This window comes from Saccharolobus solfataricus, assembly GCF_900079115.1.
Lineage (GTDB): Archaea > Thermoproteota > Thermoprotei_A > Sulfolobales > Sulfolobaceae > Saccharolobus > Saccharolobus solfataricus.
The window spans coordinates 609,856-622,831 of sequence record NZ_LT549890.1; the positions used below are offsets into that span (position 1 = coordinate 609,856).

Annotated in this window: 18 protein-coding genes and 1 tRNA gene; 2 read left to right on the plus strand and 17 right to left on the minus strand. The window is 34.7% G+C overall.

All coding sequences use genetic code 11. The features are described 5' to 3' along the window. Positions 1 to 50 precede the first annotated feature (50 nt). The 3 genes from SSOP1_RS03555 to SSOP1_RS03565 are packed head-to-tail and all read right to left on the minus strand — an operon-like array spanning position 51 to position 4,560. Positions 51 to 1,310 (minus strand): ABC transporter permease, encoded by a 1,260-nt coding sequence (locus tag SSOP1_RS03555; protein ID WP_029552573.1) that lies wholly within the window; start codon positions 1,308 to 1,310, stop codon positions 51 to 53. A gap of 3 nt (positions 1,311 to 1,313) precedes the next feature. Further along, positions 1,314 to 3,869, minus strand: coding sequence for a COG1361 S-layer family protein (locus SSOP1_RS03560; RefSeq protein WP_009991233.1), 2,556 nt, complete (start codon positions 3,867 to 3,869; stop codon positions 1,314 to 1,316). Further along, complete coding sequence (locus SSOP1_RS03565; RefSeq protein ID WP_009991234.1) at positions 3,862 to 4,560, minus strand: ABC transporter ATP-binding protein; 699 nt, start codon at positions 4,558 to 4,560, stop codon at positions 3,862 to 3,864. Before SSOP1_RS03565 ends, SSOP1_RS03560 begins: the two co-directional genes overlap by 8 nt. A gap of 200 nt (positions 4,561 to 4,760) precedes the next feature. On the opposite strand from SSOP1_RS03565, the gene SSOP1_RS17500 reads away from it, so the two are divergent. Continuing rightward, entirely contained in the window at positions 4,761 to 4,898 is a 138-nt protein-coding gene (locus tag SSOP1_RS17500; protein ID WP_231918199.1) for a hypothetical protein, read from the plus strand. Between the two features lie 77 nt (positions 4,899 to 4,975). On the opposite strand, the gene SSOP1_RS03570 is transcribed toward SSOP1_RS17500, so the two are convergent. Beyond that, a tRNA-Phe gene (locus SSOP1_RS03570) sits at positions 4,976 to 5,049 on the minus strand. 132 nt (positions 5,050 to 5,181) lie between these two features. Here SSOP1_RS03570 and SSOP1_RS03575 point away from each other — a divergent pair. Further along, a complete protein-coding gene (locus SSOP1_RS03575) occupies positions 5,182 to 5,733 on the plus strand; it encodes an archaemetzincin family Zn-dependent metalloprotease (protein ID WP_009991235.1) in 552 nt (183 codons plus the stop codon). Here SSOP1_RS03575 and SSOP1_RS03580 read toward each other — a convergent pair. The 13 genes from SSOP1_RS03580 to SSOP1_RS03635 all read right to left on the minus strand — a co-directional run bounded on the left by SSOP1_RS03580 (position 5,711) and on the right by SSOP1_RS03635 (position 12,974). Further along, the gene (locus SSOP1_RS03580) at positions 5,711 to 6,130 is read right to left on the minus strand and encodes an archease (RefSeq protein WP_009991237.1); all 420 of its coding nucleotides are present in this window, start codon (positions 6,128 to 6,130) and stop codon (positions 5,711 to 5,713) included. The genes SSOP1_RS03575 and SSOP1_RS03580 overlap by 23 nt on opposite strands. 118 nt (positions 6,131 to 6,248) lie before the next feature. Then, on the minus strand, positions 6,249 to 6,404 hold the full coding sequence (locus SSOP1_RS17370; protein WP_014511592.1) for a hypothetical protein: 156 nt from the start codon (positions 6,402 to 6,404) through the stop codon (positions 6,249 to 6,251). Positions 6,405 to 6,414: 10 nt separating this feature from the next. Beyond that, entirely contained in the window at positions 6,415 to 7,218 is an 804-nt protein-coding gene (cedE, locus tag SSOP1_RS03585) for a DNA-translocating protein CedE (protein ID WP_014511593.1), read from the minus strand. Then, positions 7,215 to 7,457, minus strand: a complete 243-nt coding sequence (gene cedA1 / locus SSOP1_RS03590; protein WP_009991240.1) for a DNA import protein CedA1 — start codon at positions 7,455 to 7,457, stop codon at positions 7,215 to 7,217. Before cedA1 ends, cedE begins: the two co-directional genes overlap by 4 nt. Continuing rightward, positions 7,457 to 8,026, minus strand: coding sequence for a (d)CMP kinase (gene cmk, locus SSOP1_RS03595; RefSeq protein ID WP_009991241.1), 570 nt, complete (start codon positions 8,024 to 8,026; stop codon positions 7,457 to 7,459). The genes cedA1 and cmk overlap by 1 nt, the downstream gene beginning before the upstream one ends. A gap of 41 nt (positions 8,027 to 8,067) precedes the next feature. Continuing rightward, positions 8,068 to 8,334 carry a 50S ribosomal protein L34e gene (locus tag SSOP1_RS03600; RefSeq protein WP_009991243.1) on the minus strand — a complete coding sequence of 89 codons (267 nt, stop codon included), beginning with the start codon at positions 8,332 to 8,334 and terminating at the stop codon, positions 8,068 to 8,070. 13 nt (positions 8,335 to 8,347) lie between these two features. Next, entirely contained in the window at positions 8,348 to 8,797 is a 450-nt protein-coding gene (locus SSOP1_RS17510; RefSeq protein WP_009991246.1) for a hypothetical protein, read from the minus strand. Between the two features lie 4 nt (positions 8,798 to 8,801). Continuing rightward, a complete protein-coding gene (locus SSOP1_RS03610) occupies positions 8,802 to 9,389 on the minus strand; it encodes an adenylate kinase (protein WP_009991247.1) in 588 nt (195 codons plus the stop codon). A gap of 2 nt (positions 9,390 to 9,391) precedes the next feature. After that, on the minus strand, positions 9,392 to 10,801 hold the full coding sequence (gene secY / locus SSOP1_RS03615) for a preprotein translocase subunit SecY (protein WP_009991249.1): 1,410 nt from the start codon (positions 10,799 to 10,801) through the stop codon (positions 9,392 to 9,394). A gap of 16 nt (positions 10,802 to 10,817) precedes the next feature. Continuing rightward, a complete protein-coding gene (locus SSOP1_RS03620) occupies positions 10,818 to 11,252 on the minus strand; it encodes an uL15 family ribosomal protein (protein WP_009991250.1) in 435 nt (144 codons plus the stop codon). A 2-nt stretch (positions 11,253 to 11,254) separates the two neighbouring features. Further along, positions 11,255 to 11,731 (minus strand): 50S ribosomal protein L30, encoded by a 477-nt coding sequence (gene rpmD, locus SSOP1_RS03625; RefSeq protein WP_009991253.1) that lies wholly within the window; start codon positions 11,729 to 11,731, stop codon positions 11,255 to 11,257. A 6-nt stretch (positions 11,732 to 11,737) separates the two neighbouring features. Continuing rightward, complete coding sequence (locus tag SSOP1_RS03630; protein WP_014511594.1) at positions 11,738 to 12,382, minus strand: 30S ribosomal protein S5; 645 nt, start codon at positions 12,380 to 12,382, stop codon at positions 11,738 to 11,740. A gap of 1 nt (position 12,383) precedes the next feature. Further along, a complete protein-coding gene (locus SSOP1_RS03635; RefSeq protein WP_009991255.1) occupies positions 12,384 to 12,974 on the minus strand; it encodes a 50S ribosomal protein L18 in 591 nt (196 codons plus the stop codon). Between the last annotated feature and the right edge of the window lie 2 nt (positions 12,975 to 12,976).

The window sequence follows — 12,976 nt, forward strand, 5'->3', positions numbered from 1 at the left end:
CTTTAAAAAGGCGAGACTTTCTGTTGGGTTTACTATTTAAAGACAAAAATTTAATCTCTTCTAATCGCATCGATTGCCGTAAGTCTCGCAGCTTTCCAAGCTGGGTAAATACCAGCTATTAAACTTACAGCAACTGCTACTACTAATGCTATTAAAATGGCTTCTATTGAAATAACTGGTTTAAATGTGAAGGCCGATGAAGATGCGGCTGTTCCAAATCTGCCAAAACCACCACCTCCTCTAAATCCACTTGAGCTAACAGTTGTTGAGGTACCAGATGCAGACTGTGATGTTATTGCTGATAAAAGATCAATAAATGACGTACCCACTAAACCTACCAATATACCAACTATGCCCCCTATTAGCCCTATTATTCCAGATTCTGCTAAAAAAACTAATAGAATATCTCTAGTTGTCAGACCTACTGTTTTCATTATACCTATTTCTCTTATCCTCTGATAAACTCTACTTAACATTATTGCCATTATTCCTACAGCACCTACGAAAAGAGATATTGATGCAACTGATATTAATAGAAAACTAAATCCAGATGTTATAGTAGATACTGTATTGATTAACTGTTGAACCGAGATAACACTTAACTGATTACCATATATTTCTTCAATAAGGTTTACCACGTTATTAACATCATTAACTGATTGAGCATTTATTATCAATTCGCTATACGAAGTTCTGTTTAGAATTGCCATTGCCTCGTTCAAGGGTAAAAATATAGACGTTTCAGAATTAGATAGAGGATTAGCACCAGATGGAGATAGTACCCCTACAACTTCTAATGCTACACTATTACCCCTTGAAACTTGAACAGTAATTATATCCCCTGGTGAGAAGAAAATCCCTGGAGCTGGATTCGCTACTTCTGATCCAATTACAGTTTCTGGAGAAGTAACTGGAGGATAAACTGACCCGCTTTCCAGTAACACTTGGCCAAGAAGTGCTGACAAGTTATCTATTCCAATGATACTAACCCCTATTGGTTGCCCCTCAACATTCATTTCCCCGAAACCGCTAACTACTGGATAAACTGCCTTAATCCCCGGCAAACTCGCTATAGTTGCTACGGTAGCTTGAGTTAAGCTAGCGCCACCCCTAGGTAAAACTAAAATTGTACTAGGTCCCAACGACTCCACAACTGATAAGACTGATTGACTTACACCTTGTGTAAAAGCAACTAGTACAGTCACACTAGCTACTCCTATCATCACTGATATTATAGCTAAAATCGCTATCGCTTTCCTAGATACTAACCCCTTATATGCTAGCCATAAAATATCTAATGAATTCACTATTAATCACCTTCTTTTTCTTAATAATACTATCACTAAGACTACAACTACGATTATTACAATTATTATACCTAATATGTCAATTAGAGATATGTGAGAATTATTACTACTTCTTGAGAACGAGATGAAGAAACTAGAAGAACTATTTGAGACTTGTAGTGTGATACTTGAATTTGAGTGTATAACTTGTCCAATGTCATTAGTATAAGTATACTCTATAGGAATAACATAAGAACCTGGCTTAGTGGAGTTAAGTATTCTAAATGCAAAGGTAAATGTTGATGAGGTATCCGAACCTAAATTACCTACATAATAAGTGTTTTGACCTATTACCACAACGCCTCTAGGTGGAAATACCGTAACTGTGAGACCGTTAGCAGGACCAGTACCAAAATTATAGATGGTCGCTGTAACTGAAACTATGCCACCTCTTACTGCAACCGTAGGAACTGAGGAAACACCAGTTATTATAATGTTAACTGAACCTGCAGCTAGACTATTAATAACTTCTTGAGCTTGCTTTAATTGTCCAGCCTGATAATACGATATACTAGCGCTTATACTAATTATTCCAGCGCTCTGAGTATATACTTTGACGGGAATATCTAATCTTTGCAAAGGTTGAAGCGAGGGTAGAGTTATTGTCGTTGTATTAATATAAAGTGTTCCTTGAGAGGCTAATGATATGGTAACGTTATACAATGGTTGATTTACTGTGTTTTGTATTATGATCGTTGCATCCTCTACTTGACCAGTTAGTAATGTAGAAGAATTGAATTGAATTAAAATTGGTATAGTTGGTGAATTGATCTGTATAACGTAAACTGGAACTGTAATTTGCTCTTGTCTTTCTATATTACCTTGGTAATAAACAATCGATATTGAGATAGAATAACTCCCAGAGCCTTGTGCGTAAACAGTTATAGGTAATTCGTATTTAGAAGTAGGTTTGAGAGACGGTAAATTAAACGCTGTAGCATTAACGTAAACTGGTGACGAAAGGGTAATTGATAGATTGTAAAGGGTAGTATTTAACGAGTTTGTCAATACAAGATACGTAGTTGTAAACGAATTTGGTGAAATTATCCCTGGGTTTAAAGAGGCGATAATAGGGGTATTTGGTGAAATTAGAGGAGAAACGTAAAGGCCTATCTGTTGTTGATACTGCGACTGTTGATAAACTGAATTTAAATACGATATTGAAATAGTGAACTGTACAGGAGCTCCTTGATAAGTAGATGGAACATAAACTTCTAAAGGTATTTTAACCGATTGAGTTGGAGATAGTGATTGAATTTTAGGCAAGTTATTAAGGATGGATACTTGTTGAGAGGAAACGGAAAGGGATAGATTGTATATACTTCCAGATCCTAGATTTAATATAACTAGAGTAATATTGTTAACTTCTCCTGGATATAATAAAGAGGTTTCAGGGTAAACTTCTATATTCGGTTGACCCATAAGGAACATAGTAAATGACATATACTGTAATGTATTTACAACTACGCCGTTACCTTCTATAGTGCTCCAAATTATCTTTAAAGGAATTGTATATGCACCTAAAGATACATTACGAATATTAATAGTAAAAGATACCGTGAACTCCTCATAAGGTTGCAGTGGTCCCCCATTGATGTAAACAGAATTTCCACCAGTTATATTAGTAAAGCCATTTGGTAAAATAAGTTGAATTGAATAGCTACTTACTGAAATGGGACCGGTATAAATTAACTGAAGAGTTATTGGAACTCCTAATTGATATGAACCAGCAGGTAAGATAACGTAAGGAGTTATTAGCTTCCCTCCAACAGTCTGATTACTGTTAATTGTAATTGTCACATTAAGCGAATGATATGTGCCATATACGAAGGCTGTAAGTGGTATTTTATATGTACCAATTGTCGCATTATTATAAATATTTGCTATTGCTTGAACATTAAGTGAGGAACCAGCGCTAATAATTGGTATATTTATCTCTTTAGTTATGAATTGTAATGGATATGTTGAGTTTAAGAACAAGGCTACGTTATTGGCAGTAACAGTTCCAGTGTTGTATATTACTAAATTTATTGGAACGTACTGTTCACCTGGAAATACTGTACCGCTAGTTTGAGCTATTGCAGAAAGTTGTACATATCCAAGAATAGGAATTTGCACTGTAATTATCTGCGATTGCTCTGCTCCGTTTTCTAGATATGTTGCTTGCAGATAGAAATTATATACACCTAAAGGTATATTAGGTGTAATATTTCCAATGAATACAAGTGAATATTGTTGATTGGGAAACATTGAGGGAAGAATGTATGTTTGTGTAGACGGATAAACTATAAAAGGACCACTTTCTATTGGAGAAATTTCCACATTTGTTATATTCCCATTTCCGTGATATACTAAATTTACTTGTAACTGTACTAATCTTTCCCCCGGAGTTACATAAGGTGTAGAAGAAAGCCATTGTGAAGATGCTGAAAAAGACGATTGTGTGGCAGAGGATGTTAATGGAATAAATAACAACGACACTAAAAATAGTGATATAGTAATAATGGAGAATATTTTACTCATTCTGTATCACCTCTTTTTCAACTAATCCATCTCTAATATATACGATCCTATCCGCATATCTCATCATATCTGGGTCGTGAGTAGCCATTATAATAGTTACCTTTTTTTCTTCATTCAACTTCTTCATTAACTCCACTATTGCCTCACCTGTTTTCGAATCTAGATTTGCAGTCGGTTCGTCTGCAAGCAATATCTTGGGATCATTGGCTAAGGCTCTAGCTATTGCAACTCTCTGTTGTTGACCTCCGGATAATTCATTAGGCTTTTTATTCTTAAGTTCTAACATACCGGGTATCATGGACAGAATCTCTTCTGCTTTCTCCCTCCTTTTCCATACGGGGATCCCTATAGCTGCTAAAGCTAATTCCACGTTCTCAAGAACTGTCAGATACGTAATTAAATTATATGACTGAAATACAAAACCTATATATCTTCTTCTAAAAATTGCTCTCTCATCTTCATCAAAATTCGTAACATCTATTCCATCTATTATTATTTTACCAGCACTAGGTGAATCTAAAAGGCCTAGCAAATCTAAAAGTGTGGTTTTGCCAGATCCAGAAGGACCAGCAATAACCAAGAATTCTCCTTTATTTACTTTCAAAGTTACTCCTCTTAATGCAACGTATTCAATATTTTTAGTTTTGTATACTTTCTTTAAATCCATAGCATCGATTAAGATATCGGTCATATAATCGACTCTATTGGCTCCCTCTAAAAAATCTTTTGGCAATAGATGCTAGTGTAGACTAGAGTTTTGTTAATTTAGTATAAATCATTTAAAGTATCCGTTTATCTCCAATTTAACATATGATTTAGCTGTCATCAAGAAAGAAGATGTCACAATTTTTAATCTTTTTCAGAAACTTTGTTACGTAGTTGGGGCATTTGGTGAGACTGCTATTCGAGGAATTTAAACTAAGTTTCAAACTAATGAAATTGTTGTCAATACTTGCGGGCAATATAAAATACGCCAAAGAGGGAATAGTATTACGTTTACGAAATAGAAGGACGATAGGAGTAATGTAAAGGAACGTTACATACGTGCTTTAGACAATATAATTGAAACGCGCATTAATATTGAGGATGTGGGGGATACCCCACAGTGCCGCCGCGGGGACTTGAACCCCGGACAACCCGGTCTTCAGCCGGGCGCTCTCCCGGGCTGAGCTACGGCGGCATAATAATAATATAGATATGACTTTTTAACTTTTATTGTCATTACTTCTAACGGGGATCTGGCGACACCCTTGGAGAACCCTAAATATTTAGGGATTCGATGAATTAGGGTCTCCAGAGATCCCCACAGTAGGTGACGGAAATGAAGATTTTAATAGTTACCCTAACTTACATTGAAAAATCAATAATAGATGAAATTGTTAATAATCTTTCAAGCTATGGATTAGAAGTTGATATATTGTTAGATAGTAGGAAATATCTTCCTATTTCTGCCTTTAATTGGGAAAGATTGCAATACGACGCTGAAAAAGTATTGAGCTTCCTTAAGTCAATACACGACTTTAACTATGACTCAATAATATTCTTAGCAGATTCCGACGGCTATATTGATGGTTATAATTTTGTATTTGGATTAACTATAGATAATTTTGCCATTATTTTTCTGCATAGATTACGAGAAGAGTTTTATAACAGAAAACCAGATTTAGATTTGTTTATGAAAAGAGTAGTTAAGGAAGTAACTCACGAAGTAGGTCATACATTAGGGCTAAGTCATTGTAATACAACCGGTTGTGTTATGAATTTCAGCAATTCAGTTGAGGATGTAGATAAAAAACAAGCTAAGTTTTGTAAAAATTGCGCACATAAAATAGAAAAATTATCTAAATATCTACAACAAAAGTAATAACATAACCGCTTTCTGTTTTTTCTATTGATAACTGATGATAAGTCATTGCTTTTACTACGGTTCTTCTCTCATGTATTTTATCGTTAAATCTTTCTCCCCATGCTTTTCCTTCTAAAGTTATAGAATCTTGATCTATCATAAGATCGAATTTACTGAAGATCATTAATTCAGAATCATAATAATATAGAAGTTCCTCTATCCATTTATATAACAAATTTTCCAAATCATATCCATTTAAATAAATTTCACGATATTCTACAGGTCTTACTTTCGAGGTATCAGTAATTACTTCAAAAACTCCTAACGCAGCATTTGAGAATGCCTCTTCCAAGGATCTACCATACGATTTAATACCGACATCTGCTGTATGTTCAAAGAATTCAAACTGCCTCATATAACTTTATAACATTTCTTCGCATTAATAGTTATTTGATGATATAACATGGGAGGAAGACAAAAGACAACATTATTTATGACAAAAGAAGTTAGAAAAGAAAAGAAGACTAGTCAAACTAGTCCTCAACCCTCTTCAAAATAAATTTGCTTATTACTAGCAGAACTAAAACGAGCAGAGTGGTGTAAATAATAACGTAATTGTTTTTTGAATACACAAAGGCTAGGATACTATCTATTATTATAAGTATTATCATTAGATTACTGCTTTTCACTTTCCATCACCTAAAACAAGTCTAATGGAAATGGAACTCGACCACTTGAGCCTCCGATTGCATTGCCTAACCCTAGTGATATGCCAGCTAAAATACTTAAATAAAGCATGGGTATTATTATAAATACAATTACTAGTTCTGGAACTACACCAGCTATAGTCTCAACCAACGTGTTTACATCGGTAATCGTAGATAATTGAGATCCTATTTGAGAAAGCGTAATAGAGGACATTTCTTGCATGAAAATTGGTAAATATGGCAAACCGATATAAAATATAATTGCAGACGATATTAAAGTCCCTCCTACTCCCTTTCCCATTCTAAAAGGAAGTGATAGTAAAAGAATACCAATTGCTATAAGTATCATGTACGATTGTTGTATAAATTCTCCTAGATCTATAAAAAATTGTAATAAAAAAATTATATCAGTAATAAATGAGGAAAACTGAAGTACTGGATCTGCAAGAAGGGCAAGAGCCATTGATATCTTCTCAGTCGTAATAATATAATATAAACTCTTAACTTGAATAAGCGCGCTAAACATATTAGCTTGTAATTGTAAAATTGACGAAAAGAAACTACTCCAATCTACTCCAAGTAAGCTTTGAATTTGGCCTATCGCAAAAATTATAATACCATAAATGTTTACCCATACAGCGGCATATATTGCATCACTCATCATTCTTGGTCCCCATTTTTTTAAGCCATAAATAGGAATTGGCAAGCCGTAAAATAACGTACCAACCGCATATGTTAATGTCGCTATATTCATCGCTATGTATAATATATAGAATGGAGAATATCCACTGCTCATGATCCCACTTGTGAAGCTAGATAAGTTATTAATGAGAACACTGTTGTTCCTAATGCAATCCAAAACGCTGCTAATATCGCATCTTCTATCAAATCTTGGCCAGTTCTTTTAATTCTGAAAATAGGTATTGGCGCGCCCCTTAATGCCCATCCAACGGCCCACGCTAATATAAAAACGCTCCAAGCAACCTCAGTAACTTGTGTGTCTAGATTTTGTACAAATTGAACTATATTAGCCATCACTTATCGTTGATATTTTTTTCTTTTAATGGCTGAGAGTTATGTGAAACTGATGATAGATAGTCCAGAATTAATTTCACTATATTATTAATGTCTATATTTGAGGTATTTATAACTAAATCGAATACCGATAAATCATTAATATCGATACCATAGAATTTGTTAAACCTTTTATAATGCATGTATTCTCTTCTAATAATTTGCGAGACTGCTTCGACATATGATATTTTATCCCTAATAGCTATTCTATTTGCCCTGATTTTAAGTGGTGCCCACAAATATATTGCAACATCAGTATATTCTCTAAATATCCAGCCTGCAATATGTGACTCTACGATAAGGTTTCTCTCCCTTAATACATATTCGTGAATCTTTTTATCAACCATCTTATCAATATCAAAATTGGATTCTGCAACCCTATTCAAATTTATGATATCTAATCCCATGCTTTGAGCGATATCTCTGAAAATTTTTCCGGCTGATATAAATTTATATGATAGTTCGTTTGCGAGCTTTATTGCAACTGAGGTCTTACCACTACCTGGAGGACCGCTTATTATAATTATCATCCAATTTCTTCCTCATTAAAATTAAAAATTATAAAATTATCTCATTGAAGTTGTTGCCTTACAGTAGCTTTGATTAGTTGAGTAAGGCAAGATGAGCACAAGTATCCGCCAAAAGGCCTTTCTGGTCTCTTCTCTGACTTACTATATTTATGCAAAAAGTTAGTTTTTACACCATGTAAAGGTTTCTTACATATAGCGCATATCGCAATATCGTTTCTCTTTCTTTCATAATGTATAACAGTCTTTCCACTTGGCAACTTTACATAAACCCTCCTAAGTGACCTAGAGCGTAAAGCTGGTCTAGGCATATCTTAATCTATCCTATCTTGTTTTTAAATTTGATCTTAAAGATAGAGGGGTAAATAAGATATAAGATGCTATAAACTCAAAGAGAGACCCGTTGAGCATTAAATACATATTACTACTGCTCTTCGCTGTAAGATAAGGTATATAGAATGGCAGATATATATTAGTATTTAAGTAATTCAATATAATTACAAGATCAACTATATAAACGCCCACTAATATCATTGAACGCAAAAACATATAATATCTAACAGAAGAGATATAGGATTCTAGCTCTTTAGAAATTTTCTTGTAAGCCTTTTCTCTTCTTTTCGACGAGGCTATATTCTTTAACCTCTCTTCGTACTTTTCGACGAGGCTTATCTTATTGATTATTTTCCCATAAAAATAATACTTGTAGATCAAATAAACAACAAAATTCGAGAAAAGCGAAATCAAAAAAATGTATATTGTATTTAACTCCATACTTTCACATTAAGGAATTTATTATTTCACTTGCAGCTATTGAAGGGTCTCCCTCTTGATTTACTACTACCTTGACCGATGCCCCAACTAGTACAGCTGACGCCATAGCTGAATACCTAGCAAATTGAATAACCTCGTTAATAACAGCTGTATCACTATAATCAGTCCTAGCTCTACTACTATCCCTCTTTTGTCTCTCTAAAATGATTTTGGGATCTGCTTCTAGAAGAAAGATTACCTTGGGGGAAAGGACTTCTATTACATGTCTTGGAAGACCAGGTAAATAGCCTGCTGGTGTTCTAATTACGGCATGCGTATCTATTAACCCTATTCCTTCATCGCCTAATAAAGATAGATCTTCAACTATTCGTCTAGCCGCTAAAGCTTGCAATTCTCGTTGCTTCTCTATTTGCAATTTCCTTATTTCATCTCTGCTCTTCACATAGCCTTCTTTTAGAGCAGTATTTAGCATATAATCCCCATAATTTACAATCTTGTGTGATATACCCTTTTCAGTTAGAATTTTATCTGCAAAAGAAAGGACAGTTGTCTTGCCTACACCGGGTATACCAGTTACTATACCTATTTTCATGTCTATTCACCTATTAACCTCTTTAATAATGGGTACATTTCTAAAGATCTTTCGTAAGCTAATAAGCTATAGTATTGTATTGCTATTGTTACTGCCAATAATATCCCTATGCCGGTACCATATGCACCTAGGAGCGTAGCAAATACTGCAATCAGACCTACAATTATGGAACTGAAGAATGCCAGCGGATAGATGTACCTAGCTAATATTCCCTCTATAATCTTTGGATTGTTTCTGACTCCAGGAATTTCAATACCAGCTTCAACTAGCTGTTGAGCTTGAGTAGCAGGATCTAAACCAGCTACATCTACCCATAATATGCCAAACAAGATACTAAGAACTATGAAAACTACAGCATATTCAAGCGCGCCTAACGGATCTAAAACTACAGCATATATACTATGGGGTATTGCTGAATTTGGAGGAGGGAAAAAGAAGACTCCACTAACGGTATTTAATATATTTGAAGCTGAGGGTGAGACATAAGAAGCTAATGAAGCGAATAACTGGATATCAGAACCTAGTACTGCAACAAATATTACTGGTATACTACTAACATATAAGAAGTTTAACGGAATTGTCCTCCTTATTCCTCTTAACTTCTGGGAAGTTACTGGAATCTCTATAGTCATTGTAGTTAGATAAATTGTTATAATTATCAGTGCTATAGTAGTTACTAAACCAACTAAATCTGGCTGAAAGAGATTTTTAGTTGAAGTATTAACTATTAAATTAAGAACGTCACTATGAGATGCTAAAGCGGTAAATAATGCAGGAAAGAATCCTATCGGTAAATTCTGGGAACTAACACTAGCAATTCCAAACATGTCCCAAAACATAATTTTCATAACTCCAGCTAATATAAACAGACTAACTCCCGATCCTAAACCCCAACCCTTCTGTATCAGCTCATCTAACAGTAAGATCAAATATGTGGCTACAATAAGCTGAGCTATCACTATCCCTGCAATGAATAATATTGACGCATTTATGGTTGTTGAAGTTCTAGCTAATACGTAACCAAATAAAGCTGATTCCACTAGAATAAAGATAAATGCCAAACCCTTTTGCGCTTCTGTAAATTTAACCCTATCGTCAGGATCATTTAGATCAATACTTATTAACTTAGATCCGGCTAGTATTTGCATAATCAAACCTGCAGTTATTATAGGACCTATTCCTAATTGTGCTAAGGTCCCTGTAGTAGAAGCGAAAATAATCTGCTCTAAAATAAGGTTTTTGAAAAAAGAAGCTGATGTTATCCCATATAGTGGTGTTGAAGCCATTATCAGATAAATTATTACTGCTACTAAAGACCAAACTAACTTTTGACCAAGTGAAGGTTTCTCTTTGGGTTTAGTAACTGCTGGTAAGTATTGTCCAAGAGTAGCGAGTGAATCGATGAATGACATAATTTACTCAAAAAAATTACTCAGTTGGGCTTAATATTACTTCTCCTCCCATCTCCTTCACTTTCTGTATTGCCTTATTAGTAGCCTTACCTACTTTTATAGTAACGGGAATACTTATACTACCTCCACCAAGTAATTTATTATACCCTAACTCGTTTAAGTCTACTATCTTTTTTCCATCCATTTCCTTAATTTTTATATAACCACTTTCTAATAACTCATTTAATTTCCTCAATGAAATAGCGCTTGTTAACTTTGTAGTTGGATTTCTGAATCCGTGCTTACCATACCATCCTTTGCCATATTTAACTAACCATGACCATTTCTCCTTGTGCATACCAATTTGCCTACCACCTTGTGAACCTCTATCTCTATGCTGCCCTCTAATACCCCATCCCATTGTTCGTGATCCTCTCATTTTTCTACTCTTTTTCTCTCTTCTTACTACCATCCTTACACCATCCTCCTCATTAATTCGTTTATCTTATCTCCCCTATATCCAAACTCACCTTTATTTTTATAGGGCCTTTTAACACTCCCCTTAAACCCTCCTCTAGGTGGATGCAAGCGAATAGGCAACTTGAAATATTCATCAAGTTTATGTAAGTAAATTTTACCCTCATACAATTGTTTTACCATTGCATCAATATTTTCTATCTTCAACACTTCTTTCACATAACTATCCGAAACCTTATCCCCTTTTACCGTTTCAAGTCTATTTATAATTAGTAGCTTTAAAGTATCTGGATCTATCTCACCCCATGTAATATATGGAGAAACTTTATTCAGCATACCAAGTATTTGAGACGTTTTTGGATATACCATGGTATTGAAATTATACCTTAATCTCAACATATTTAATGTTTCATTAATATACCAAGGGGCCTTCGCCCAACCTCTAATCCTAATTATGCCTAATAACTCCACCACTTCTGCTTACCTCTTCCTAACCCAATCCTGTAAAGTAACAAATTTATATGTATTATAAAGTGCACTGTATCCAGCTCTAACAAAATTCTCTGTAGTTCTAGTCTCACCCTTTGTGGTAGACCAAGCATCCTTTATACCAGCATAAGTTAACAAGGTCTTTAGTACGCTTCCAACCACTAATCCAGTACCTTTAGGTGCAGGCAATAAGTCAACTTCTACACTGCCCGCCTTACCAACTACCTTAAATGGCAAACTATGTGGCTCACCACATGTACACTGCCAGCTACCACACCCTCTTCTTACTGGTATTATATTCATCTTAGCATCCCTAATTGCCTTCTGAATTGCAACCCTTAACTGTTTAGCTTTTCCAGTTCCTATACTGACATATCCATCCATGTTGCCCATTATAACTAGAACTTTATATCTAGATATTTCTCCTGCATCAGTTTGCTTCTGAACTACTTTAATATCTACAACTTCATATTTTAGTTTAGGTAGTAGCACGTCTACAATTTCTGGTTCAGTAATAGGAAGATTCCTATCAAATAGTTCCTTTATAGATGATATTTTTCCTTCCTTTACTAGACTACCTATAGAGGTTCGTGGTTTCCATTCTTCTATATTTAAACTTGGTACTTCCTCTGCCATTTTAACCACCAGAAGATTTAATCTTATTTAATATTTCCTCAAAATGAGAAGGCAAGTTCTCGGGGTTTAGTCCCCTTTGTAAATACCTTGAAAACAATTTACTATATAAGTCCGAATTCTCAGATTTTAACTTCTCAGCATACTTTGCTATATGCTCTCCCTTTATTCTATCATTTTCTATACTTATGTCGCCTATCGGAATTTTCAATCCAGCATCAATTGCACCTTTTATCACATAAAACACCCTGTTACCCTTAGATGGTACATGAAGCCCAATATCCGCCACGCACTCAGTTACACCTCTCTTTATAGCTCTTAAGCCTGCTAAATATCCGGTCAGGTATGCAGCTGGAGTGTTATTTTCATCACCCTTCCATCCGAACTTTTTAGCAAGTTCAGCTGAATGAGCACTAGCAATCATAATATCGCCTTTAGGATCGATTTTTGCAATCTGGACTATAACGTATTTGTTTGTTATTCTTACAATAAACCTTGTTTGTTTACTTATAACATAGACATATCTTTTATAGTAGTTAGTTTTTCCTTCTCTTCTTCTTCTGGGTTTTACCTTATAATTAGGACCATTGGCCAATT